The organism is Pseudomonas sp. ES1, assembly GCF_050586605.1.
GTDB classification, from domain to species: domain Bacteria; phylum Pseudomonadota; class Gammaproteobacteria; order Pseudomonadales; family Pseudomonadaceae; genus Aquipseudomonas; species Aquipseudomonas sichuanensis.
The window spans coordinates 14,000-36,299 of record NZ_JBOBDM010000034.1 but is presented as its reverse complement, the minus strand read 5'-3'; the positions used below and the strand labels follow the sequence as shown (position 1 = coordinate 36,299).

At 63.9% G+C, this 22,300-nt stretch carries 21 protein-coding genes; 16 read left to right on the top strand and 5 right to left on the bottom strand.

All coding sequences use genetic code 11. The features are described 5' to 3' along the window. Positions 1-274 precede the first annotated feature (274 nt). The 10 genes from ACQ4N9_RS15570 to ACQ4N9_RS15525 all read left to right on the top strand — a co-directional run bounded on the left by ACQ4N9_RS15570 (position 275) and on the right by ACQ4N9_RS15525 (position 14,205). Positions 275-1,135 (top strand): glycine betaine ABC transporter substrate-binding protein, encoded by an 861-nt coding sequence (locus ACQ4N9_RS15570; RefSeq protein WP_390967960.1) that lies wholly within the window; start codon positions 275-277, stop codon positions 1,133-1,135. A gap of 238 nt (positions 1,136-1,373) precedes the next feature. Further along, on the top strand, positions 1,374-1,685 hold the full coding sequence (locus ACQ4N9_RS15565; RefSeq protein ID WP_323828553.1) for a DUF485 domain-containing protein: 312 nt from the start codon (positions 1,374-1,376) through the stop codon (positions 1,683-1,685). Beyond that, positions 1,682-3,346 (top strand): cation acetate symporter, encoded by a 1,665-nt coding sequence (locus ACQ4N9_RS15560; protein ID WP_390967959.1) that lies wholly within the window; start codon positions 1,682-1,684, stop codon positions 3,344-3,346. Before ACQ4N9_RS15565 ends, ACQ4N9_RS15560 begins: the two co-directional genes overlap by 4 nt. A 211-nt stretch (positions 3,347-3,557) precedes the next feature. Next, the gene (locus ACQ4N9_RS15555) at positions 3,558-4,034 is read left to right on the top strand and encodes a CS1 type fimbrial major subunit (protein WP_390967958.1); all 477 of its coding nucleotides are present in this window, start codon (positions 3,558-3,560) and stop codon (positions 4,032-4,034) included. An 89-nt stretch (positions 4,035-4,123) separates the two neighbouring features. Continuing rightward, positions 4,124-6,628, top strand: a complete 2,505-nt coding sequence (locus ACQ4N9_RS15550) for a TcfC E-set like domain-containing protein (protein ID WP_390967957.1) — start codon at positions 4,124-4,126, stop codon at positions 6,626-6,628. Next, a complete protein-coding gene (locus ACQ4N9_RS15545; protein WP_430933214.1) occupies positions 6,625-7,848 on the top strand; it encodes a hypothetical protein in 1,224 nt (407 codons plus the stop codon). The genes ACQ4N9_RS15550 and ACQ4N9_RS15545 overlap by 4 nt, the downstream gene beginning before the upstream one ends. Positions 7,849-7,981: 133 nt before the next feature. Next, positions 7,982-8,716 (top strand): molecular chaperone, encoded by a 735-nt coding sequence (locus tag ACQ4N9_RS15540; RefSeq protein ID WP_390967955.1) that lies wholly within the window; start codon positions 7,982-7,984, stop codon positions 8,714-8,716. Between the two features lie 19 nt (positions 8,717-8,735). Then, positions 8,736-9,359: a response regulator gene (locus ACQ4N9_RS15535; RefSeq protein ID WP_390967954.1), complete on the top strand. Its 624-nt coding sequence runs from the start codon at positions 8,736-8,738 to the stop codon at positions 9,357-9,359. A gap of 11 nt (positions 9,360-9,370) precedes the next feature. Next, positions 9,371-12,976, top strand: a complete 3,606-nt coding sequence (locus ACQ4N9_RS15530) for a transporter substrate-binding domain-containing protein (protein ID WP_390967953.1) — start codon at positions 9,371-9,373, stop codon at positions 12,974-12,976. Between the two features lie 17 nt (positions 12,977-12,993). Then, entirely contained in the window at positions 12,994-14,205 is a 1,212-nt protein-coding gene (locus ACQ4N9_RS15525; RefSeq protein WP_390967952.1) for an EAL domain-containing response regulator, read from the top strand. Position 14,206: 1 nt separating this feature from the next. Here ACQ4N9_RS15525 and ACQ4N9_RS15520 read toward each other — a convergent pair whose 3' ends face one another. Then, positions 14,207-14,359, bottom strand: coding sequence for a DUF3309 family protein (locus ACQ4N9_RS15520; protein WP_110996334.1), 153 nt, complete (start codon positions 14,357-14,359; stop codon positions 14,207-14,209). A gap of 231 nt (positions 14,360-14,590) precedes the next feature. Between ACQ4N9_RS15520 and ACQ4N9_RS15515 the strand changes: the two genes are divergently transcribed. Together ACQ4N9_RS15515 and csrA are read left to right on the top strand one after the other, a co-directional pair. Further along, the gene (locus ACQ4N9_RS15515; protein WP_390967951.1) at positions 14,591-15,406 is read left to right on the top strand and encodes an SDR family oxidoreductase; all 816 of its coding nucleotides are present in this window, start codon (positions 14,591-14,593) and stop codon (positions 15,404-15,406) included. Positions 15,407-15,716: 310 nt separating this feature from the next. Then, the gene (csrA, locus tag ACQ4N9_RS15510) at positions 15,717-15,899 is read left to right on the top strand and encodes a carbon storage regulator CsrA (RefSeq protein WP_390967950.1); all 183 of its coding nucleotides are present in this window, start codon (positions 15,717-15,719) and stop codon (positions 15,897-15,899) included. Positions 15,900-15,906: 7 nt separating this feature from the next. On the opposite strand, the gene ACQ4N9_RS15505 is transcribed toward csrA, so the two are convergent. Both ACQ4N9_RS15505 and ACQ4N9_RS15500 read right to left on the bottom strand, forming a co-directional pair. Next, entirely contained in the window at positions 15,907-16,137 is a 231-nt protein-coding gene (locus ACQ4N9_RS15505) for a YheU family protein (RefSeq protein ID WP_125466238.1), read from the bottom strand. Positions 16,138-16,248: 111 nt separating this feature from the next. Beyond that, complete coding sequence (locus tag ACQ4N9_RS15500) at positions 16,249-17,721, bottom strand: right-handed parallel beta-helix repeat-containing protein (protein WP_390967949.1); 1,473 nt, start codon at positions 17,719-17,721, stop codon at positions 16,249-16,251. 243 nt (positions 17,722-17,964) lie between these two features. Between ACQ4N9_RS15500 and ACQ4N9_RS15495 the strand changes: the two genes are divergently transcribed. The 3 genes from ACQ4N9_RS15495 (at position 17,965) to def (ending at position 19,822) form a co-directional block, all read left to right on the top strand. Then, positions 17,965-18,144 (top strand): CsbD family protein, encoded by a 180-nt coding sequence (locus ACQ4N9_RS15495; RefSeq protein WP_125465105.1) that lies wholly within the window; start codon positions 17,965-17,967, stop codon positions 18,142-18,144. A 185-nt stretch (positions 18,145-18,329) separates the two neighbouring features. Beyond that, positions 18,330-19,289: a YihY/virulence factor BrkB family protein gene (locus ACQ4N9_RS15490; RefSeq protein ID WP_390967948.1), complete on the top strand. Its 960-nt coding sequence runs from the start codon at positions 18,330-18,332 to the stop codon at positions 19,287-19,289. Continuing rightward, a complete protein-coding gene (gene def / locus ACQ4N9_RS15485; protein WP_390967947.1) occupies positions 19,286-19,822 on the top strand; it encodes a peptide deformylase in 537 nt (178 codons plus the stop codon). Before ACQ4N9_RS15490 ends, def begins: the two co-directional genes overlap by 4 nt. Here def and ACQ4N9_RS15480 read toward each other — a convergent pair. Beyond that, positions 19,777-20,226 (bottom strand): GNAT family N-acetyltransferase, encoded by a 450-nt coding sequence (locus ACQ4N9_RS15480; RefSeq protein WP_390967946.1) that lies wholly within the window; start codon positions 20,224-20,226, stop codon positions 19,777-19,779. The genes def and ACQ4N9_RS15480 overlap by 46 nt on opposite strands. A 258-nt stretch (positions 20,227-20,484) precedes the next feature. Between ACQ4N9_RS15480 and ACQ4N9_RS15475 the strand changes: the two genes are divergently transcribed. Further along, complete coding sequence (locus tag ACQ4N9_RS15475; protein ID WP_347148552.1) at positions 20,485-20,742, top strand: DUF2790 domain-containing protein; 258 nt, start codon at positions 20,485-20,487, stop codon at positions 20,740-20,742. Positions 20,743-20,935: 193 nt separating this feature from the next. Here the strand turns inward: ACQ4N9_RS15475 and ACQ4N9_RS15470 are convergent, their stop codons facing one another. Further along, entirely contained in the window at positions 20,936-22,300 is a 1,365-nt protein-coding gene (locus ACQ4N9_RS15470) for a PLP-dependent aminotransferase family protein (RefSeq protein WP_390967945.1), read from the bottom strand.

The following is a 22,300-nucleotide window of genomic DNA, read 5'->3' as shown; positions in this document are numbered from 1 at the left end:
GCGCGGGCCATCGCCGGCAAGCCGGCTCCCACAGAGAATCGCATGAACCCTGTGGGAGTCGGCTTGCCGGCGATGGGCCCGGTGCGGGCGAACCAGTGATAGTAGCCCGGCGCCAAGCGTTTGGCATGCAAGGATCGCGCAGTTCGGCGCGGGCTGCTGGCGCTAATGGCACAGTGCTGTCGCTGATCGTTCGCTAAAGGTCGCTGACAGAGCAGGTCGCCTGTTGTGTCAGGTTGATGATGCAATCTCCAAGACCTGACGAGGGGATGCTTTGATGGCGACTTTTACAAGAATGCGACGTTTCCTGGGCGTGGGCACTGCTGTGGTACTGGCCATGAGCACTGCGCAAGCCATGGCCAAGGAAGTCAGCATCGGTTACGTGGATGGTTGGTCCGATAGCGTGGCGACCACTAACGTGGCCGCCGAAGTGATCAGGCAGAAGCTCGGCTACGACGTGAAACTGCAGGCTGTGGCCACCGGCATCATGTGGCAGGGCGTGGCCACCGGCAAACTCGACGCCATGCTGTCGGCCTGGCTGCCGGTCACCCATGGTGAGTACTGGGCCAAGAACAAGGACAACGTGGTCGACTTCGGCCCCAACTTCAAGGACGCCAAGATCGGCCTGATCGTCCCCGAGTACGTCAAGGCCAACAGCATCGAAGACCTCAAGACCGACCAGAGCTTCAAGCAGAAGATCGTCGGCATCGACGCAGGCTCCGGGGTCATGCTCAAGACCGAACAGGCCATCAAGGACTACGACCTGAGCGGCTACAAACTGACCGCCAGCTCCGGCGCGGCAATGACCGCCGAGCTTGGCCGGTCCTATGCCAAGCAGCAATCCATCGCCGTCACCGGCTGGGTGCCGCACTGGATGTTCGCCAAGTGGAAGCTCAAGTTCCTTGAAGATCCGAAAGGCGTGTATGGCGCCGCGGAAACGGTCAACAGCATCGGCAGCAAGGAGCTGGCCACCAAGGCCCCGGAAGTGGCCGAGTTCCTGAAGAAGTTCCAGTGGCAGTCCAAGGATGAGATCGGCGAAGTGATGCTGGCGATCCAGGAAGGCGCCAAGCCGGAAGCGGCGGCCAAGGACTGGGTGGCCAAGCATCCGGAGCGGGTCAAGGAGTGGACTGGTAAGTAAGCGGCGCACTCCGGGGGCTGCTGTGCAGCCCAATCGCTGGCAAGCCAGCTCCCACAGGGGATCTCAGCCCTTGTGGAAGCTGGCTTGCCAGCGATTGGGTCGCGCAGCGGCCCCAAGGGTTGTTACCAAATCTGTAAAACACCCTTGCATCTAAGACTAAGGTCGTCTGGTTGGCGTCCAGCGGCAGCATAAAGTGGAGTCGGGTTCTCCCTACATCTGTGCTGCTAGGACAAAAACAATGAACGACAGCATTTACCAATCGATACAGAACAGTCCGCGCTTCAAGGAACTGGTCACCAAGCGCGAGCGTTTCGCCTGGATTCTCTCGGCAGTCATGCTCGGCCTCTACTGCGCCTTCATCCTCCTCATCGCCTATGGCCCGCACCTGCTCGGTGCCAAGCTCAGCCCCGGCTCGTCGATCACCTGGGGTATCCCCCTGGGCGTCGGCCTGATCCTTTCGGCGTTCGTGCTTACCGCCATCTACGTGCGTCGCGCCAACGGCGAGTTCGACGAGTTGAACAAGGCAATCCTCGAGGAGGCCAAGCAATGATCCGTCATGCCAAAGCCCTGGCCGTCCTGGCCTGCGGCACTTTCGCACCCGCCGTGTGGGCAGCCGATGCCCTGACCGGCGAGGTGCAGAAGCAACCGCTGAACGTTGCCGCGATCGCCATGTTCGTGGCCTTCGTCGCCTTTACCCTGGGCATCACCTACTGGGCCTCCAAGCGCAACAATTCTGCCGCCGACTACTATGCTGCCGGTGGCAAGATCACCGGCTTCCAGAACGGCCTGGCGATTGCCGGCGACTACATGTCGGCAGCCTCATTCCTGGGTATTTCCGCCCTGGTGTTCACTTCGGGCTACGACGGCCTGATCTACTCCATCGGCTTTTTGGTCGGCTGGCCGATCATCCTGTTCCTGATCGCCGAACGCCTGCGCAACCTGGGCAAGTACACCTTTGCCGACGTTGCCTCCTACCGCCTCGGGCAGAAAGAAATCCGCACCCTGTCGGCCTCCGGCTCGCTGGTGGTGGTGGCGTTCTACCTGATCGCGCAGATGGTCGGTGCCGGCAAGCTGATCGAGCTGCTGTTCGGCCTTGACTACCATGTTGCGGTGATCCTGGTCGGCGTGCTGATGTGCCTGTACGTGCTGTTTGGCGGCATGCTCGCCACCACCTGGGTACAGATCATCAAGGCCGTGCTGCTGCTGTCCGGTGCCAGCTTCATGGCGCTGATGGTGATGAAGCACGTGGGCTTCGACTTCAACACCCTGTTCTCCGAGGCCATCAAGGTGCACGCCAAGGGCGAGGCGATCATGAGCCCGGGCGGCCTGGTCAAGGACCCGATCTCGGCGTTCTCGTTGGGCTTGGCGCTGATGTTCGGTACTGCTGGCCTGCCGCACATCCTGATGCGCTTCTTCACCGTCAGTGACGCCAAGGAAGCCCGCAAGAGCGTGCTCTACGCCACCGGCTTCATCGGTTACTTCTACATCCTGACCTTCATCATCGGCTTCGGCGCGATCCTGCTGGTCAGCACCAACCCGGACTTCAAGGACGCCGCCGGCGCCCTGCTGGGTGGCAACAACATGGCGGCGGTGCACCTGGCCGATGCCGTGGGTGGCAGCATCTTCCTCGGCTTCATCTCGGCCGTGGCCTTCGCCACCATCCTGGCGGTGGTTGCCGGCCTGACCCTGGCCGGTGCCTCGGCGGTGTCCCATGACCTGTACGCCAGCGTCTGGCGCAAGGGCAAGGCCAACGACAAGGACGAGATCCGCGTGTCGAAGATCACCACCATCGCCCTGGGCGTACTGGCGATCGGCCTGGGGATTCTGTTCGAGAAGCAGAACATCGCCTTCATGGTCGGCCTGGCCTTCTCCATCGCCGCCAGCTGCAACTTCCCGGTACTGCTGCTCTCGATGTACTGGAAGAAGCTGACTACCCGCGGCGCCATGATCGGCGGCTGGCTGGGGCTGATCAGCGCGGTGGGCCTGATGATCCTCGGCCCGACCATCTGGGTACAGATCCTCGGCCACGAGAAAGCCATCTACCCCTACGAGTACCCGGCGCTGTTCTCGATGCTGATCGCCTTTGTCGGTATCTGGTTCTTCTCGGTCACCGACAAGTCCAAGGCTGCCGAAGACGAACGCGCGCTGTTCTACCCGCAGTTCGTCCGCTCGCAGACTGGCCTGGGGGCCAGCGGTGCGGTGTCGCACTGATCGCTGAAAGGCCTTGACCTGGAACGCCCCGCTTGTCGGGGCGTTTTCATTTATGGCGCTATGACAGCACTCTGGGAAATTTCAACAAGACGACAGGAGCGTTCCTGATTCGTGCTCCGTGGTGAATCCGAATAATCCCATCAGCCCGCGGCAACTCGCCGATTGGCACGTTCCCCTGTGACGTTCCCTGCAGGTTTCAAGGAGATTATTCGTGAAAGCATTCCTTCTGGCACTTCCGCTGGCGCTCATGGCCGCCACTGGCGTGCAGGCCGCCGACCCCATCGAGAAACAGGTGCTGATCACCGCCACCGTGCCGACCGCTGCGTTCTACGTCGAGCCGGTGGGCGGCAACTGGATGAACGACCCCCAGGACATGGCCTGGAACCCGGTCAGCAGCTCGTTCTACCCGATCAACAAACAGTTGCAGGCCAAAAGCACCATCGGCCCGATCACCGCCCGCCTGCTGTCGCCGGCCTCCATCGTCAGTGGCATTGACGCCATCGACCTGAATGTTCGGGTGGGTGCTACCGACCTGAGCACTACGGCGCAGGTGGTGCTGCCCCAGGCCCAAGCCGCAGCCGGCTCGCTGATGGACTTCGTGGTTGAGGCCCAGTCGCCAGCCGGCGGCTACAAGCCGGGTGCCTACCAAGGTCTGGTCAGCATGATGTTCGAAACCGCAGCGCCCTGATCCCGCATTTTTCCGTTTCCCATCCGTAGTTGCCCCTTGCCGCCCGGCGTTACTGGCGGCAGGGGGAAGCTTTGCCTGTAGACAGGGTCATGGCCAACAAATTTGTTTTCATGCGTGGCGCTCGAGGCTACCTTGTCGCCGTCTGCCTGTGCGCTTCTCCGGCGATCGCCGACCCAGCGCGCGAAGCCTTGGGGGTGGTCAGCCAGGCCAAGGGCTTGCCGCGGGAGTTCGAAGCGCATTTCTTCGATGTGCCCCTGGCGGTCAGGGTTGATCTCGACGGCCGTTACCTGGGCGATGCAATGGTAGTGCTCGGGCGTGACGAGCGCGTGCAGTTGCTCGAATTCACCGACACCCAGGACAGCCGTGAGTCCGCGTCCGTGCGCCGACGCTGGCAGGAGCGCCTGGGCGAAGGGCGTCCGCTGGGTGATTGCTCGCGTGACTGCATCGATGGCCTGCGCGCGATCCACTACAGCCTGGTCAACTCGCAGTTGTCGCTGCTCACCAACGATGCCGAGCAGGACCGCCAGGCACCGCGTTTTCATGCGCTGCCTGAGCAGGGTAGTCATGGCCTGCTGCTGCGCAACCAACTCAACCTGGTCAACGATGGCCAGGCCACCAGTGGTCGCTTCGGCCTGCAGGGGCAGGGCAGCCTGGGCAACTGGACGGCCCTGGCCGACGCCCAGTTCGACCGAGGCAGCGTCAGCCAGCACGGTACCCGCCACCGTATGGATCAGCTCTATGCCGAGCGCCTGCACGACCAGCATTTCTTTCGCCTGGGCTATTTCACTCCAGGTGCTCAGGGGCTCACCCGCCAGCCGCGCCTGCTGGGCAGCAGCCCGGACACCACACTCGGCTTGATGTTCGGCAGCAGCGACAGCCTGCTGATCGACAATGGCCAACCCAGCTCGACGCCGATCTACGTCACGCCCAATCGGCCCGGCCAGGTGGAGTTCTACCGCAATGGTGTACTGATCAACAGTCAGCCGGTGCAGCCAGGGCTGCAGGCCCTGGATACCCGCGTGCTGCCAGGTGGCATCTACCAGGTGGAAGTGCGCCTGATCGAAGATGGCCAGGAGACCTCGCGCACCGAGGAATTCATCTACAAGCCGTCCAACTGGCGCAACAGTGACAGCCGCTGGCGCTACAACCTCTTTCTCGGCCAGCAGACCAGCCTGCTGAGCAACTGGGATGACGCGCATGACAACAGCCTCGGGGCTGGGGTCATGCTCAACTACCTGGTGCACCCACGGGCCATCGTTGGCACCTCCGTGCAACGGGTGGACGAAGCCATGCAATACGGCACCTCGCTGGACTGGGACCTGCTAGACCGTCTCAAGCTTTACGGCAACCTGTACCGTACCGAGGGCCAGGGCGATGGCTACGACCTGCAGATGATCCACAGCCATGCCCTGGGCTCGCTGGTGCTCAGCCACAACCAGGCCTGGACGGACATCGACACGACGGGTAACGGCAAGGTCGACCAGCAGCAGGAAATCACCCAGACCGCGTTGTCGTTCAACCACCACGTCACCTCGCGCAGTACCGCGACCTTGCGCCTGGCCCACAGCAACGGCGCAGCCAGCGGGCTGGGTGTCGACCTGGGTTGGTCCTATTACGGCAAGCTGGCAGGCTCCGACGCCAACTGGCGGCTGTCGCTGTTCGATCGGCCCGGCACCGCCAGCAGCGGCGGGGCGCGCAATCGCGGCGTCAACCTGAGCCTGAGCATGAGCCTTGGTGGGCCGGGCCGGCGTATTGCCGCCAGTCTGGGCAGCCGCACCTCACGCGACGGCGGTCGCGATCAGAACGGTTCGATCGCCTATCAGCAGGATGTCGAGCTGGGGCCGCTGCGCAACCTGGGCGCTAGCGCCAGCGTGGATCGTTACGGCGTGGGCTTTGGTGGCAATGCCCAGTTCCAGAGCCAGGCGCTGTTTGGTGATGCCTTCGCGCAGAGCTCCTCCTACAACGACCGCATCAGCGGCGGCCTCAACTTGCAGAGCGTGGTGGCCATGGGCGGCGGCGAGCTGGCCGTAAGTGGCCAACACCTGGCCCACGAAGCAGGTTTGATCATCGACGTCGAAACCGATCTGCCAGCGTTGGAGGTGCGCGCCGACGATCAACAGGGCCTGAGTGCCACGTTGCGGCCCGGTCGCAACATCGTGCCGGTCGGAGCCTATCGGGCTGGGCATGTGCAGTTCGACTTCGCCGGTACACACGATCCGGCAGCGGTGATCCAGCCCAGCAGCCTGGACTATCACCTGAACCGGGGCGGGGTGGAGTATCGGAAGTTGAAAGTACTGCGCACGGTCACTGTGCTTGGACGGCTGGTCGATCATCAGGGGCAGCCATTGAGCGGCGCGCAAGTTATCAACCACGCCAGCCGCGGGATCAGCGAGGTCGGCGGGCACTTCGCCGTCGAAATGAGCGAGGCGCAGCCAAACCTGGAGATTCGCCACGGCGGCAAGGCGATCTGTCTGCTGGAGCTTGAGCTTTCCAGGATGGTTCGGGAGGGCAGCTTGCTGTTGGCCGGTGATCTGCCGTGCCTTGGTGACAATCAGTTGCGAGCTGCGCTCGCACGCACTGGAGACAAAAGTTGATGCCGATCGCTCGACATGCCCGCTCATACCTCCGGGTCCTGCGGTTGTTCGCCCCGGCTTGCGTGCTGGGTAGCCTGCTAGCTCAACCTGGCTGGGCACAGGACGCGACCATTTCTGCGCGTTATCGAGGTGATGCCGCCGGGAAGTTCGAGAACACCACGCCTCCCGCCAACCTGTGCGCACGCTGGCCAAACCAATGCATCGGGGAGAGTACGGTCGATTTGCCCATCTCGTTTACCAAGACCACGGTCAAGGGCGCGGTCGATTTTCGTCATCGCTATTACGTCAAGGTGCCGTCACGTCGGGACGTCGAGGTATTCAACCAGGCCAGTGGCGAGCGCTTCACACTTCAGTTGCAGTTCTCGGGTATCGGCCAGTACATGGAGAAAGTGGGAACTGAAGGACTGCTGCCGGTGAACGGATACCAAGGAGGTCTCGTAGGCGGCTGTACACTTTTGAACAGCGTCCATTGGCAGAATCTGAGGGCTCAGTACCTCTGGGGTGTGCGCAATCCTCAGGCCCCCGAGGCTTGCCACAATGAGCATCGCGATGCGCCGGACGGGGAAACGGTCAGCATGGTCGTACTTGAGACTGGCGTGCTTTTTCGCTTGATCATGCCCGCGGCCGTCAGCATGCCTCAGGGCCAATACCGTGGCAGCACCCAGTACAGCGTCGGCTCGGGCGGTGATTTTGACTTTGGCAATGCTGTGACCGATCTCAACGACAACCTCCTTACCGTGCATTTCGTACTCGATGTTCAGCACGACCTGCATCTGTGGTTCCCTCCTGGATCGGAGCGTGCGGTGCTCGAGCCGCCCGGAGGATGGCTGGCCTGGCTCGGCGGGCGCAGGCAACCCTCTAAGCTGTCGCGCGACATGCCATTTCGGCTGTCCAGCTCCGGCCCCCTGAAGATCTACAAACTTTGCCAGTACGACCAGGGTAGCCAGTGTGCAATCCGCAACACCAGCGCACACCAGGTGCCGGTGGAGATCGCCCTGAGTCTGCCTGCCGTGAGTGCGCAGCAGGGCAGGCCGATCAGCCGCCTGAGCATACCTACCGGCAAGGCCTTGGCCGTCGAGTTACGGCCACGGGATGGCCTGTTCAGTCGTCAGGGACAGTTGCACTTCGATGTGACCGGCGAGGCGCTGACCGCGATGTTGGCCCAGCCGGGCAGCCGCTATGAAGGCCAGGCCACGGTGGTATTTGACGCAGAGCTGTAGGCGTCGATCCGGGTCTTTAGGAAATTTCTCTTTGTGCTTTAGGAAGCGTCAATCTTTCCCGTTTGGCACATCCATGAAGAATGACAGGTGGTGATATCTATTGGCTATCACGGCATCTATCACGAGGTTTGAAATGAACGCATGGAAATTCGTGTACCTGGCCCTGCTGTTGACACCCCTGGCGACGCAAGCCGGCCCGGAGCTGAACGTGGGCGGGCTTTACGACTACATGGACGGGGACAAGAGCACGCTGCTCAAACGAGTGCGCAACGGTGGCGACACCACCGCGTTCGTCAAGGTCAGCGTCGCCGAGCTGGTGTACGACTCCGCTGGCGTGGCCCGTGAAGTCGATCAGGAAGGTCTGCCACTTGAGCTGCGTGGCCTGGTGGTCAGCCCGGCGCGGTTGATCGTGCCAGCCCGGGGCATGCAAGCGGTACGCCTGCTGTATCGCGGCGAACGAGATAAGGAACGCTATTTCCGCCTGCGCTTCATGCCCGTGCTGCCCGAGCACGACGATGGCTTCCGGGTCAGCGACGAGGATGCCGAGCAATACCGCAACAACCTCAAGGCCGGGGTCAACGTGTTGGCCGGCTACGGCACTCTGTTGTTTGTGCGCCCGGGCGAGACCCGCTACGACACTCCGGTGCACGGCGAGGGCGGGGCCGTGAGGGTGAGCAACCAGGGCAACGCCACGGTGGTCCTCGACCACTTGCGCCACTGCACGGCGGACGGCCGCGACTGCGCGCCGGCGACCAAGCACCACCTGCTGCCGGGGCGTGTGCGCATACTCGAGGCGCAACCTGGCCGGCATTACCGTTTCGAACTGCACGAAGGCGAGAAACGTCAGGAAATGGCCTTCAAAGGCTGATCATCAGGGAGATCGCAACATGAAAGCGCTTATCGTCGACGACCACCCCTTCATTCGCGCCAGTGTCTGCCTGCAACTGCGCCAGGACCGCCTGGACGTGGTGGGGCAAGCGGACAACGGGATCGATGCGGTCCGCATGGCCCGTGAACGCGGCCCCGACCTGGTGGTGCTGGACATCACCATGCCGGGCCTGGACGGCCTGCAGGTGATCGAGCGGATCAGGGCCCAGGACCGGCCGGCCAAGATCCTGGTGCTGACTTCGCAGTTGGCCGAATATTTCTCGCTGCGCTGCATGAAGGCCGGGGCTGCTGGCTTCGTCTCCAAGTGTGATGACCTCAGTGAATTGAGCAAGGCAGTGCTGGCCCTGCGCTCCGGCTACACCTATTTCCCCGATGTGGCACTGAGCTCGGTGCACCGGCAGGACATCGCCGCCAGCGATACGCAGCGCATCGCCGGCCTCAGCGATCGCGAGGTGATCATTCTCCAGCAACTGGCCAAGGGCATGAGCAACAAGGCCATCGGCGAGCAGATGTTGCTAAGCAACAAGACCATCAGCACGTACAAGGCACGTCTGCTGGAAAAGCTGCGGGTGACCTCGGTGGTCGACTTGGCCGACCTTGCTCGGCGCAATCTGCTGATTTAGCCAGGCCGACCTTGCCTATCCCACAGATATTCTTCTTAGGCCTGCTGCTGAGCGTCGCACCGCTGCTGGCCGCCCAGCCCCAGCCGGTGCTGCATGGGCGCTCCAGCCTCGAGGGGCCGCGTGTGGTGCCGAGCGAGGCACAACTGCGGTGGCTATGGGAGCATCGCCAGATCATCCTGGCCGTGGTGCGCCCGGACAACCCGCCGCTGGACATTCTCGGCATCGGGCATGAGTACGAAGGCATCAGTGCCGATTATGCAGGGCTGATCGCCGAGCAACTGCAGGTGGAGGTGCGCTTGCGCTTGTTCGCTTCGGTCGATGAGGCATTGTCGGCGGTGCGCACCGGGCAGGCTCATCTGCTGGGCAGCGTCACCGCGCAGCAGGCTGATTTCGCCAACCTGCGGCTGACGGCGCCCTATGTCGAGGATCGGCCGATGCTGGTGGCGCGTGAGGATGAGGAGCGCATCGATGCGGCAACTGAGCCGTTGCGCCTGGCCATGCGCGAGGGTTATCGCAGCCTGGACAGTGTGCTGGCGATCTATCCACAGGCCCAGGTGCAGGTCTATGCCTCCAGCCGAGCGGCGTTGGGCGCTTTGGCGTTCGGCCAGGCCGAGCTGTACCTGGGCGGGGCGCTGGAGAGCCAGTACCAGATCGGCAAGGGCCTGATGAGCAACATCGAGGCCATCGACTGCCCGGCATTGAGCGAACAACCCATGGGATTCGCCATCGCGCCATTGAACCAGCCGTTGCTTGAAATGGTCAATGCGGTGCTGGCGCATGTGCCGCAGGAGGAACATGAGCGCATACGTCGGCGTTGGGGGGGGCAGGGGCCGGTGGAGCGCCGCCCGCTGGCGCTGAGCGACGAGGAGCGACGCTGGATAGAGCGGCATCCGACCGTGCGCGTGCTGCTCAATGCGCAGTACCCGCCAATCAGTTATCGGGACGGCGAGGGCCGTTTGCGCGGACTGGCCGTCGATGTACTGCAACGCATCGCCCGGCGCACCGGGCTGCACTTCGAGTTCACCGACGGCAACTACCTGGAGCGCATGGTCGAAGACGTGCGCCAGGGCAACGCCGACCTGATCGCCGGGCTCAGCCCCAGTAGCCGCCGTGAGACATTCCTGGCATTCAGCCGCGCATTCGCCAGTTCTCCGCGGGTGCTGGTCACCGCCGATAACGCCGATGCACCTGTCGACCTGGAACATCTGGCGGGGCGGCGGTTGGCCATGAGTCGCAGTGGCCTGCCCGTTGAATACCTGCACGACAGGCATCCGGAGATCCGCAAGGTCGAGGCCCTGGGGCCGGTGGATGCCGTGTGGCGGGTCGCCAGTGGGCGGGCCGACGCCGCCCTGGTGCCACTGATCGGCGCCAAGGCGCTGGTGGAGCGGCTCTACCCGACCCGGTTGAAGGTCAGCGCAAGCTTGCCGTTGGAGCCGGCCTATTTCGCCTTCGCCAGCCATCGGGGGGCACTGGAGTTGCAGTCGATCCTCAACAAGGCGCTGCTGAGTCTCTCGCCCCAGGAAATGGAGGCACTGAGCCGGCGCTGGCGCAGCGAGGTGATCATCGCCGACAGCTTCTGGCAGCGTTATCGCGTGCAGGTGCTGCAGGGCTTTGCCGCGGTCGCCGCGGCGCTGGTGTTGGCGCTGGTCTGGGTGCGCTACCTGCGCCAGCTGGTGCGGGTGCGCGAGCAGGCCGAGCAGGCGTTGGCCAATCAACTGGCGTTCATGCGCGTGATGATCGATGGCACTCCGCACCCGATCTATGTCTGTGATCAGGAGGGCCGTTTGCAGACCTGCAACAGCAGTTACCTGAAAGCACTGGGGCTGAGGAAAGCCGAAGCGATCGGCCAGCCAGTAGGAGAGACCGACGAGATGGCCTGGCAACGTGGGTGGCGCCAGGTGCTGGCCACCGGCCAGGCGCGCATCGAGGATTGCCAGGTGGCGCTGGCCAAGGGGCAGACCAGGACGCTCTGCCACTGGATGCTGCCCTATCGCAGCCAGGGCGAGGCCGGGGTCATCGCCGGCTGGATTGATGTGTCGGAGCGCCAGCGCTTGCATGCCGCGCTGCAGGAGGCCAAGGAGGACGCCGACAGTGCCAACCAGGCCAAGACCCACTTCCTCGCGACCATGAGCCATGAGATCCGTACCCCGTTGAACGCGGTGTTGGGCATGCTCGAACTGGCCATGCGCAAGGCCGAGCAGGGCGTACTGGACCGGCTGTCCATCGAGGTGGCCTCCGATGCCGCTCGCGGTTTGTTGGAGCTGATCGGCGACATCCTCGATGTCACGCGCATCGAGTCGGGGCATCTGGAACTGGCGCCGCAGCGCGTGCATTTGCGCCAGCACGTGACGGGCGTGGTCACCCTGTTCGAGCAGCAGGCCAGGGCCAAGGGCCTGCAACTGGTGCTGGAGGTGGATGGGCAGGCGGAATGCGAGGTGCTGCTGGACCCTCTGCGTTTCAAGCAGATCCTGGCCAACCTCATCAGCAATGCCATCAAGTTCACCCACAAGGGTTGTGTGCGGGTCAGCCTGCGCGCCTGCCCTGCAGGCAGTGACCTGGAGTTGGCGTTGACAATCGAAGATACCGGGGTCGGTATCCCCGAGGCCGAACTGTCGCGCCTGGGCGGGCTTTACTGGCAGGCCAGCAACAACCGCCATTCGGCCCGGCGTGGTGCGGGCCTGGGTTTGTCCATCAGCCGTACGCTGTGCGAGCTGATGGGCGGGCACATGCACTTGCGCAGCACCCTGGGTGTGGGTACGCGCATCGATCTGGGGCTGCGGGTGACGGCCTGCTTCGAGGGTTTGGCGAGCCAGGTGGTGCCAGGCGATGTCTTCGAGCCGCACCACGGCGGCCAGCTGCGTGTGCTGGTGGTGGACGACTATCCGGCCAATCGCCTGCTGCTGGCCAATCAGCTGGGCTACCTGGGCCATCGTGCCAGCGTTGCCGAAGATGGCGCCCAGGGCTTGCGCGCGTGGTTGCAGGGCGATTTCGATGTGGTGATCAGCGACTGCAACATGCCCGTGCTCGATGGCTACACCCTGGCCCGGGCGATTCGCCTGCACGAGCGTCGACAGGGGCGCCGGGCCTGCCGGGTGCTGGGGCTGACTGCCAATGCGTTGGTGGGCGAGCGCCAGCGCTGCGAGCGTGCCGGCATGGATGCCTGCCATTTCAAACCGTTGGGGCTCAAGGCGCTGGCCTTGGCACTGGTGGGCACGCAGCGGGTGAGTGACGACGCGCCCGTCGCCGTGGGCGACGGCTTCGACCTGAGCAGCCTGGAGCGCCTGACCGGGGGGGACCAGCAGGCGTTGGACGCACTGCTCAATGACCTGCTGGCCAGCAACCGCAAAGACCTTGGCCAACTGCTCGGCCATGGCGAAGACGAGGATCTGGGGGCACTGGCTGCGCTGGCTCACCGAATCAAGGGTGGGGCGCGGATCATTCGCGCCCGCAAGGTGATCGAAGCCTGCGAGCAGGTCGAGCGCAGTTGTGCCGGCGGCACGCTCCCGCCCGGGCAACTGGAGGCCGTTTGCCAGGCACTGAGTGAGCTCGAACGGGTGTTGCAGCGCTACAGCACACAGAACAGCGCCGCACGTGACAGACACGTCGGCCAGGGTTGAGCAGCGAGAGGTGGAACATGGAAGTAGACGGGTTGCGGGTGCTGGTAGTCGAAGAGCACCGCTTCCAGCGGGTGATCGCGGTGAAGACCTTTGGTTACCTGGGGTGTGCCGAGGTGTTGCAGGCACAGGATGCCAACGAAGCCATGCTGTGCCTGCAGCGGGCCGGACGGGTCGATCTGGCGGTGTGTGCCCTGACGGGTGGGAGCGACGGCGGCATGGATACCCTGGAGTTTCTCCATCGACTGGGCAAGGCCAGGTTGGCGGGGGCGGTGCTGTTGACCTGCAGCCTGAGCCCGAGCATGCGCCGCAGCGTACAGCAGCTGGTGGAGCGGCTGGGCATGCGTTTCATCGCCGACATGGACCCACCCTTGTCGGTGGAGATGCTGCGCCAGTGCCTGCCGAATCCGCTGTCGTCAGATAGCACGTCACCCCGCCCGGCGGTACTCTGGCCGGGTGAGGAAGGGGTGCGCCGCGGCATGCGCGATGGGCAGTTCACGGCGTTCTACCTACCCAGTTTCGACTTGCGCGACGGGCGCATCACTGGCGTCGACCTGATACCGTTCTGGCACCATCCGTTGATGGGGGTGCTAGCTCCTGAGGTCTTCCTGCCCGTCGTGGAACGTTGTGGCTTGCTCGATGAACTGGCGTTGCTACTGCTTAAGCAGGGCCTGGCGCTGCACAGCGAACTACAGGCCGAGGGGCGCCGGTTGCGCATCACCCTGCGCCTGAAGGGGCCGCAACTGCTGGACCGCTCTCTGGTGTTGCGTATTCGCACCTTGCTGCACCAGCAGCGCTTCGATGTGCGTCACCTGTGTTTCGAGCTGAGCGGGCGCAGCCTCTACCACATCACCGTGGTGGAACTTGAGAACTTGCTGCGGTTGCGGGCGCTGGGCTGCGAGCTGAGCCTGGCCGAGTTCGGCAGCGACCAGGCAGGCAGCCAGCTGTTGTGCCAGCTGCCGTTCACCCGGATCAAACTGGCTGAGCGCTTCATTCGCGGCTTGCCCCACGAAGCCCGATGCCGGGCCGTGGTGCAGCATTGCCTGAACCTGGCGCTGGCCCTCGAACAGCACCTGACGGTGGTCGGGGTATCCAGCGCCGAACAGCATCTGGCCTTGCTGGGGATGGGCTGCGAGAGCGCCCAGGGCGACTACCTCGCACTGCCGCTGGACCGCGAGGCGCTGTTGCGGCGCCTGCGCGGTGACATGCGACTGGTGCCGCCGCCTGGCTAGGTCAGATATGCCCCAGCAACACCAGGATCAAAAGCACCACCAGCACTACGCCGACGATGCCCGAAGGGCCATAGCCCCAGCTGCGCGAGTGGGGGAAGACCGGTAAGCCACCGATCAGCAGCAGGATCAGGATGATGATGAGGATCGTGGTCATGGCGGAGTCCTTGCGTGGTTGGGGGTCAAGGGCCGCGGAACAATGCTGGCCGCTCACAATTTCCGACCGGTGCGTGCCGGTAAAAATTCAATCGGCCGTCGGTACACGCCGGCCAGTCCCCCCCAGAGTCGCCCGATACCCCCACATTCAGCTGCCTGATGCCACACCGGCGCAGCCTTGGTTGTCGCTAGACTGCCAGGCATTCCCACTGTTCTGGACAAGGCAGCGACCATGCACAAGCGAATGATGATCACCGGGGCCGGTTCCGGCCTGGGCCGTGAGATTGCCCTGCGCTGGGCCCGTGAGGGCTGGCAACTGGCGTTGGCCGATGTCAACGAGGTGGGCCTGCGCGAGACACTGGAGCAGGTGCGCGCCGCCGGTGGCGATGGTTTTGTCCAGCGCTGCGACGTGCGCGACTACAGCCAGCTCACCGCCCTGGCCCAAGCCTGCGAACAGCGTCTGGGTGGCTGCGACGTGATCGTCAACAACGCGGGGGTGGCCTCGGGCGGCTTCTTCAGCGAGCTGTCGCTGGAAGACTGGGATTGGCAGATCGCGGTCAACCTGATGGGCGTGGTCAAGGGTTGCAAGGCGTTCCTGCCGCTGCTCGAACGCAGCCGTGGACGGATCATCAATATTGCCTCCATGGCCGCGCTGATGCAGGGCCCGGGCATGAGCAACTACAACGTGGCCAAGGCCGGGGTGCTGGCACTGTCGGAAAGCCTGCTGGTTGAGCTGCGCCAGGTCGGGGTGGCGGTGCACGTGGTCTGCCCGTCGTTCTTCCAGACCAACCTGCTTGATTCGTTCCGTGGGCCGACCCCGGCAATGAAGGCCCAGGTGGGCAAGTTGCTGGAAGGCTCGCCCATCAGTGCTGCCGATATTGCCGAGTACATTCATGCACAGGTGGCTGCCGGCGAGTTCCTCATCCTGCCCCACGAGGCCGGGCGCCAGGCATGGCAGCTCAAGTGCCAGGCGCCCCAGCGGCTGTATGACGAAATGGCCGATATGGCGGTCAAGATGCGCGCCAAGGCCGGCAAAAGTGCTGGTTGAGCCTAATGCCAGTCAGATAGCGCTTCAAAGCCACTAATGGGGCTGCCTTGCAGCCCTTCGCGGGTAAACCCGCTCCCACAGGTACAGCGCTAGCTTGAGATTTTGCGCAATCCTGTGGGAGCGGGTTTACCCGCGAAGGGCCGCAGAGCGGCCCCAATTGGCTTGACTGGCTGGCATTATGGTTGAGCCGCATTTTTGTAGGACCTTTTACCTCTGTTGGTAGGCTAGGTCTCTTTCACCCTGGAGTGATTGAGTAGGAGAAAGCCATCAAGGCAGTCTCCGGTTTTCCCTATGGCTGGAGGATCGGAGCATGTTGGTAATCGGACGTGAAGTGGGTGAGGTGATTTTCATCGGAGACGACATCAGCATCCAGGTGGTGTCGGTCGAGAATGGCCAGGTTCGCTTCGGCATCAGCGCACCGCGCCATGTCGATGTGCACCGGGTAGAGGTGTACGAACGGATCAAGGAGCAGCAGGCGAAAGCGCGGGCATAAAAAAGGCCTAGGGTGCCAGCAATTCCGGCGGTACATCATGCCGGGCCAGCAACTGGCATTGCTCGCTCTCGAAATCGAACAGGATGAATGCCTGCTTCCTGGCCAGCGCCTGGCGCACCCGCAGCACACGGGTTTCCAGGGGCGTGTCGTCGCCGTTGTCGGTGCCGTCGCGGGTGACGAAGTCCTCGATCAGGCGGGTGAGGGTGTCGGCTTCGAGTTGCTCGTAGGGGATCAGCATGGCGATGGGCAGTGGTGGTGGGAATGTGCGCATGCTACGTGAAATCTGCAATGGCTGCCTGGGGCGCGGGGCGACCTTATCGTCGGCATGCCGGCGATAAGGTCTGTGGCCTCAACGGCGCAGCGCTGCGCTCAATGCCGACGTGGCGCCATCAGCGGTGGTGACGGTCGCGGTGAAGCTTTGCAGCCCTTCGCTTTGCTCAAGCACCTGAGCAAACCGCGCCTGCCCCTTGGCATCGCTGTTCACCAGCACTTCACCCAGATACTGCTCGGCCTCGGTCGCCTCCGCCTCGGCATTACCGAACAGTTCGACCCGCAGCAGGCTTGATGCCGGCCCCTGCACCTCGCCGCGCAGCACATTGCCTTGCAGGGCGAGCAGTGTCGGCGGCTGCTGGTTATGGTTGGGCAGCGGCTGGCAGGGTTTGGGTTCGCCCTTGCCGTCGCAGATGATGGCCTGGTCCTGCTTCGCCAACTGCGCCCCGATGCCGCGCGAACCCACGTACAGCGCATGGGCCTGGGCCGGCACGCCGAACACGATGGCGCCGGTGCGCTGGTCGGCCACGCACGAGCCCCCGGCTTCGCAGCGGCGGATATCCTGGCTGTTGCCCCAGATGCGGTTGGCGGTGAGGCGGGTGGCGGTGATCTCCGGCTCCGGGCGTAGCGCCACGCCGATGCGGTTGCCGTGGATCAGGTTGCCGTCGAGGATATTGCCCTCGCCGGTGACACTGACGCCGATGGAGTTGCCGCTGAAGGTGTTGCCGGCCAGGTAGTTGCGCTTGCCCCAGTTGATCTGCAGGCCATCGGAGTAATTCTCGAAGCGGTTGCGCACCACGCTGTTGTCGTTGCCCAGCAGGATCTCGATGCCCTGGGAGGGTTCCGGGTTGGCCGGGGTGGAGCGGAACAGGTTGTCGGCTACTAGGTTGAAGGCCGCGCCACGGGTCAGCTCCAGGCCATCGCCGTTGTCGATCAGCTGGTTGCGCAGGACCTTGTTGTTGTTCGTGGTGGTGGCGGTCGGGTTGCCGGCGCCGTCGTCGCCGGTCAGCATGATTCCGGCGCCGCCCTTGTTGGCGACGATCCGGTTGTCTTCGATGACGTTGTAGCTGGCGCGGTTGACCAGGATGCCGATGCAGAAGTTGCGCACTTCCAGGCCCTGCAGGTGCACGCCTTGGGTATCGCGCAGCACCAGGCCGGGGTTGGTGGTGGTGCGTACGTTGGTGCCGTACTGGCCGGGCAGGGCGCCAGGGCAGGTGTGTACGCCCTGGTCCTTGATATAACCCGAGCCATCGAGGGTGATGTACTGGCCGTCGCGGGCCCAGGCCAGGCCGGTGATGCTGACCGGCCCCTTGATTTCCGGTAGCGCTCGGTTCGGGCGGATCACATGGGGCGGTTTACCCACGGCGGCGATATCGATGCGGTAGTGGCCGGGGTTCAGGTTGCTGGTTTCAATGGCCCAGCGCAGGGTGCCGGGTTGCCCGTCGTCGGCATAGCGGTTGACCGTCAGCGTCTGCATTTGGGCAGGCGCAACGGCGTGGGCGGACAAGGGGAGTAGCGGCAGCAGGGCTGCCAGCGCAGGCATCAGGCGCATGGTGCGGGGTTCCACTGACTGTTTGTTGTTATGCGCCGCGCCGTGCTCGGGCGGGCTGTCTGGGGGCGATTCTAGGGCAGCCGTTCGCCTTCGCGGCGCCGTGGCAGGTGAATCGGTGCGGTATTCGCCCGCTGTTTACCGTTCGGCTGGCGACAATCGAACCGATTGAAACTCTGGCAAAGGGGCGCGGGTCGACCCACTGTCGGCACGATTTCCCGTGTCTTTCGCGCAAGGAGACATCCCATGAGTGGCACCAAAGACAAAGCCAAAGGCCTGGCCAACGAGGCCGTGGGCAACATCAAGCAAGGCGTCGGCAAGGTGACCGACAACGATCGGCTGCGCGCCGAAGGCAAGGCCCAGGAGCTCAAGGGCGAGGCGCAGCAGGCGGTGGGCAAGGCCAAGGATGCGCTGAAGAAACCTTGATCCTGAACGGCTGATCGCGGGGCAGCCCGCGCCCACGGTCGCGTGGGGGCGGGTGTAGGGTTTTTCTTCAAAGGCGCACTGAGCAACCACAGCTGCGGCAGGGTCTATTAGACTTGTCTGCATTGACAGGCCTTCCCCTGTAGTGAGCCAGACCCTCAGACGATCAAGCGGCGAAAGGAGACGCTATGATTTTCCCCGACCTGCGCGGCCTGCCCCTGCACCGCGTGCTGGTGCGCACCGTCAAGGAGTTCCTTGACGACGAGATGTCCACTTACGCCTCCGCGCTGGCCTACCAGATGCTGTTCTCGCTGTTCCCCTTCCTGCTGTTCCTGATCGCCCTGATCGGTTTCCTGCATTTGCCGGATTTCTTCTCCTGGCTGCGCCTGCAGTCGGAGCTGGTGCTGCCACCGCAGGCGCTGGAGCAGGTCAACCCGGTGATCGACCAGTTGCAGCAATCCAAAGGTGGCTTGCTCTCGGTGGGTATCGTGATTGCCCTGTGGACCGCGTCGGCGGGCGTGCGCCTGATGATGAGCGCGATGAACGCCGCGTATGACGTGCCCGAGGGGCGGCCGTTGTGGAAGCGGATTCCGTTGTCGGTGATCTACACCATCGGCATCGCCGGCATGCTGCTGGCCGCCGCTGCGCTGATGGTGCTCGGGCCGCAGGTCATGGAGTGGATCGCCGCCCAGGTGGGCCTGCAGGAGGCGGTGGTTTTCGTCTGGACCGTGCTGCGCTGGCCGGCGATCATCATCCTGATGATGGTGGCGGTGGCGCTCATCTACTTTGTGATGCCCGACGTGAAGCAGAAATTTCGCTTCATCACCCCAGGCTCGGTGCTGGCGGTGGTGGTGTGGATCATCGCGTCATTGGGCTTTGCCTATTACGTGAAGACCTTCGCCGACTACAACGCCATGTACGGCAGCATTGGTGCGATCATCGTGCTCTTGCTGTATTTCTACATTTCTGCCGCCGTGCTGCTGCTGGGTGCGGAGATGAACGCGGTGATCGAGCATATGTCGAGCGAGGGCAAGAACCCTGGCGAGAAGGGCTTTGCCCATGACAATCCGCAGGAAACCATCACCGTGCTTGGCCATGAACACCCGGTGACACCCGAACCTCACCCCCACGAGTCGAACACCCGATGATCCGTGACATCCTCAAGATGGGCGACGAACGCCTGCTGCGCATCGCCCCGCCCGTGCCCGCCAAGATGATCGGCAGCGCCGAACTGCAACAGTTGATCGACGACATGTTCGAGACCATGCGTCACGTCGGCGGTGTGGGGCTTGCGGCGCCGCAGGTTGGTATCGACCTGCAACTGGTGATCTTCGGTTTCGAGCGCAGCGAGCGCTACCCGGACGCCGAGCCGGTGCCCACGACCATTCTGTTGAACCCGGTGATCACGCCGCTGGCCACGGAGGTCGAGGACGGTTGGGAAGGCTGCCTGTCGGTGCCGGGCCTGCGGGGTGTGGTGCCACGTTACAAGCACATCAGCTATTCAGTCATCGACCCGCAGGGCAACCCGATCAACCGCTTTGCCGACGGCTTCCACGCCCGGGTGGTGCAGCATGAATGCGACCACCTGATCGGCCGGCTCTACCCCTCGCGAATCCAGGATTTCAGCAAATTCGGCTACACCGAGGTGTTATTCCCCGGGCTTGATGTGGCCGAGGACTGATTGCGCACCAGCGCCACCAATGGCTTGCTGCGCCGGTAGCGGGCCAGGCGCGAGGCCAGGGCTTCGGGCAACTGCTCGGTAACGCAGAAGCCCAGCCGCTCATAGAAGGCTACCAGTTGCGGCTCACAGAACAGCCAGGTGGGGCCAGCACTGCCTTGCAGACCTGCTTCGATCAGCCGTGCTGCCACCCGCTGGCCGCGCCAGCCCGGCGCGACGAACAGCCCGGTCAGCCAGCGGCCGTCCGCCACGCTTATGAGGTTCATCCCTGCGATCATGTCGCCTGCGCGCGCTACCCACTGCTCGCCCTCACCGGCGGCGCGCATGCGTGAGCCGTGCTGGCGGTAGAAATGGTCCAGCAGGCGGCGTTGCAGGTGAGGGAGGTGAGTGAAGGTCAGTGTGGGCATGGTCAAAGGCGATGCAATGGCGGGTAACGATCTGGGCCTGGCTTTGTCGCAGATTGTTGCAAAACCGGCAAGGGTGATTGTCCTACTTCGGGGTTCAACTATTCCAGGCGGGGAGTAGACTTTTCCTCATCCCCCCAGCAGTACGACACAGCGGGATCGGTACTTCGTGTCATCTGCATCGCCGATGACAACTTCTCCGCGCCATTGACGGCATCAGAAGTCACTCGATCAGCTTGATAGCCATCAAGGTCGTTGCCCATGAAAGCCCTACTGATTCTTGCATTGGTCGGTATGTCCTCGTTCGCCCTGGCAGACGAGGCCAAGCCCGCCACCAGCCAACCCGTGGTCGAGCAGTACGACTACTCCACCAACCTCGACATCAAGCGCGTGATCAACCTGTCGACCATTCCCAACGTCTGTGAAGTGGTACCCGCCACCATGACCTATGAGGATCATCAAGGGCAGGTGCACACGCTGCAGTACCGTGCCATGGGCGAGGGCTGCCAGCAGGGGTGAGCCTGACCCCTTCATCACCGACAAGCCGCTGCTTTCCCCTGTGGGAGCAACTGTCCTGTGTTGTCTGTGCGGGCCTCATCGCTGGCAAGCCAGCTCCCACCTCGACCGCGCTGACCTCGAGCCGTGCGCGATCAGAGTGGGAGCTGGCTTGCCAGCGATGAGGCCCGTACAGGCCTTGCAAACCGCTGGTCCTTTACCCCTGTTGCGCCATCACCCGGGCAACAATTTCCAGCCCCTGCTTCAACTGGGCGCGGCCAAGTGCCGCCGACAGGCTGATCCGCACCGCCTGCAGCGTCTGTGTACCAATCGCGAACACGCTCGCCGGGACCACCTCGACACCCTGCGCGCGGCAGCGCCCCACCAGCGTTTCGGCATCGCCAGGCGTGGCAACCCAGGCATGCGGTGAAGGCACTGCGCCGGCCACAAGGTGATCGCCCAATGTCGCCCGCGCCAGGCGCCAGCGCTCGCCGATCTCCTGCCTTTGCCAGGCCAGCCGCCGAGCGGCGGTGCCGTCGGCAATCCACTGGCAGGCAATGTGCAAATTCAGCGGCGAAACCGGCCAGTGGGTGGCCTGGGCATGGGGGTCGATCTGTTCGAGCAAGCCCGGGCGGGCGGTGATCCAGCCCAGGCGTAGCCCGGCGGCGACCGTCTTGGACAGGCTGCTGATCAGGATGCCGCGGCCCTCCAGCAACGGATACAGCGGCGGGCTGTCTGCCAGCGCCCCATACACGTCATCTTCGATCACCAGCAGTTGGTGGCGCCTGACCACGTCGGCCAGGGCCTGGCGCCGTGCGGCGCTGGGGCAGGCAGCGGTCGGGTTGTGCAGGGTCGGGGTGGTCACCAGCATGCGCGCACCGCTGGCGCGGGCAACCCGGTCCAGTTGCTCTGGGCACAGGCCCTGCTCATCCAGCGCCACACCGTGCACCGGCAGGCGCAGCTGGCGACAAGCGGCCTTGATGCCGGGGGCGGTCAGCGCCTCGACCATGACCGGTTCACCGGCCTGGCACAGCGACTGCAATATCGTCGTCAGGCCTTGCTGGGCACCGCCGCACAGCAGCAGTTCATCCGGCGCCAGGGTCAGGCCGCGGTTGGCCAGCCAGCGGGCACCCTGCACACGGCCGAGCAGCAATTGCTCGGGCCCCAGGTAGTGTTCGAGCAGCGCGGTTTGCCCCTGGCCGAGCAGGGCCTGCAAGCTGTGCTGCAGGTCCAGGTTATGCGGGTCGGCTACCGGCACGTTGGTCGACAGGTCGATGACCGCCTGCTGGTGGTCCGCTTGCTTGAGACGGAACAGCGTCGCCTCCTTGCTTCCCGCCAGCACATAGGTGCCACGCCCCACCTCGCCGGACACCAGGTGCCGCGCCGCCGCTTCACGGTAGGCCTGCTGCGTGGTGCTGGGGTTGAGGCCGAGGGTCCAGGCCAGCCGGCGCTGGGGCGGCAGGCGCTCACCCACCTTGAGTTCACCGCGTTCGATGGCATCGGCAATGGCTGCCACCAATGCCAGGTAACGCGGCTGGCCGTCATCGGCCAGGGTTGGAGTCCACACGATATTGCTACCCAT

Excerpts from the sequence above, each read along its gene's own strand:
- ACQ4N9_RS15570 (WP_390967960.1), top strand. The coding sequence starts at position 275 with ATGGCGACTTTTACAAGAATGCGACGTTTCCTGGGCGTGGGCACTGCT.
- ACQ4N9_RS15565 (WP_323828553.1), top strand. The coding sequence starts at position 1,374 with ATGAACGACAGCATTTACCAATCGATACAGAACAGTCCGCGCTTCAAG.
- ACQ4N9_RS15560 (WP_390967959.1), top strand. The coding sequence starts at position 1,682 with ATGATCCGTCATGCCAAAGCCCTGGCCGTCCTGGCCTGCGGCACTTTC.
- ACQ4N9_RS15550 (WP_390967957.1), top strand. The coding sequence starts at position 4,124 with ATGGCCAACAAATTTGTTTTCATGCGTGGCGCTCGAGGCTACCTTGTC.
- ACQ4N9_RS15540 (WP_390967955.1), top strand. The coding sequence starts at position 7,982 with ATGAACGCATGGAAATTCGTGTACCTGGCCCTGCTGTTGACACCCCTG.
- ACQ4N9_RS15535 (WP_390967954.1), top strand. The coding sequence starts at position 8,736 with ATGAAAGCGCTTATCGTCGACGACCACCCCTTCATTCGCGCCAGTGTC.
- ACQ4N9_RS15525 (WP_390967952.1), top strand. The coding sequence starts at position 12,994 with ATGGAAGTAGACGGGTTGCGGGTGCTGGTAGTCGAAGAGCACCGCTTC.
- ACQ4N9_RS15520 (WP_110996334.1), bottom strand. The coding sequence starts at position 14,359 with ATGACCACGATCCTCATCATCATCCTGATCCTGCTGCTGATCGGTGGC.
- ACQ4N9_RS15515 (WP_390967951.1), top strand. The coding sequence starts at position 14,591 with ATGCACAAGCGAATGATGATCACCGGGGCCGGTTCCGGCCTGGGCCGT.
- csrA (WP_390967950.1), top strand. The coding sequence starts at position 15,717 with ATGTTGGTAATCGGACGTGAAGTGGGTGAGGTGATTTTCATCGGAGAC.
- ACQ4N9_RS15505 (WP_125466238.1), bottom strand. The coding sequence starts at position 16,137 with ATGCTGATCCCCTACGAGCAACTCGAAGCCGACACCCTCACCCGCCTG.
- ACQ4N9_RS15500 (WP_390967949.1), bottom strand. The coding sequence starts at position 17,721 with ATGCGCCTGATGCCTGCGCTGGCAGCCCTGCTGCCGCTACTCCCCTTG.
- ACQ4N9_RS15495 (WP_125465105.1), top strand. The coding sequence starts at position 17,965 with ATGAGTGGCACCAAAGACAAAGCCAAAGGCCTGGCCAACGAGGCCGTG.
- ACQ4N9_RS15490 (WP_390967948.1), top strand. The coding sequence starts at position 18,330 with ATGATTTTCCCCGACCTGCGCGGCCTGCCCCTGCACCGCGTGCTGGTG.
- def (WP_390967947.1), top strand. The coding sequence starts at position 19,286 with ATGATCCGTGACATCCTCAAGATGGGCGACGAACGCCTGCTGCGCATC.
- ACQ4N9_RS15480 (WP_390967946.1), bottom strand. The coding sequence starts at position 20,226 with ATGCCCACACTGACCTTCACTCACCTCCCTCACCTGCAACGCCGCCTG.
- ACQ4N9_RS15475 (WP_347148552.1), top strand. The coding sequence starts at position 20,485 with ATGAAAGCCCTACTGATTCTTGCATTGGTCGGTATGTCCTCGTTCGCC.
- ACQ4N9_RS15470 (WP_390967945.1), bottom strand. The coding sequence starts at position 22,300 with ATGGGTAGCAATATCGTGTGGACTCCAACCCTGGCCGATGACGGCCAG.